Annotated in this window: 1 protein-coding gene; it reads right to left on the bottom strand. The window is 53.7% G+C overall.

Features of this window, described 5'->3' with window-relative positions:
* The coding region (locus MB824_RS10800; RefSeq protein ID WP_238748545.1) for an IS110 family RNA-guided transposase at nt 1-652 on the bottom strand (652 nt) is incomplete at both ends.

A 652-nucleotide genomic window follows, 5' to 3' on the forward strand; every position in this document is an offset into this window, starting at 1 on the left:
CGCTTGTGCCGGATTCTTTCTTTTGCGGCACTAGTCCGGCAAAGGCGGCAAACTGCTTTGCGCCTTTAAATTTTAGGGCGGTTAGGTAGTAGGCGAGTTTGGCGGATGTGATGCCGCCGATGCCGGGGATGCTTTGCAGTTTTTCAGTAGTGGCTTTGGTGCCGCTGTCGCCGCCGGCGGCGTCGTTTATTTCCTGCTCTACTGCGTCGATATGCCGTTGAAGCTGGGCAATCTGCTCTTTATGGATGCTTTGGACAAATTTGTCTTTGGCGGCCTTTAGGCGGTTTTGCTGGGCTGTCATCTGCTGTTTGAGTTGGCCGTGCAGTGCCATGAGACGCTTTAGGCGGTATTGGTCTGCGCTGGGTGTGTGCCGTTGCTCTAGCTCGGAATCTAGGGCGGTGAAGCAGTATTCGGCAATGATTTTTGCGTCCTGTTTGTCTGTTTTGGTGCGGCTGAAGCGCTTTTTGGCGTAGCTTTTGATTTTAAGCGGATTGACGACGTAAACGGCGTAGTCGGTGCTTAAGGCATCTGCGGCGGCTTCGTAATAGTTGCCGGTGGCTTCCATGCAGATGTGCAGTTCGCTTTGTCCAAATTCGGCCAGCCATTGTTTCAGGGATTGGATGCCGTCGGCGTCGTTGGTGAAAACGGCGCT

This window comes from Kingella pumchi, from assembly GCF_022288825.1.
Lineage (GTDB): Bacteria > Pseudomonadota > Gammaproteobacteria > Burkholderiales > Neisseriaceae > Kingella_D > Kingella_D pumchi.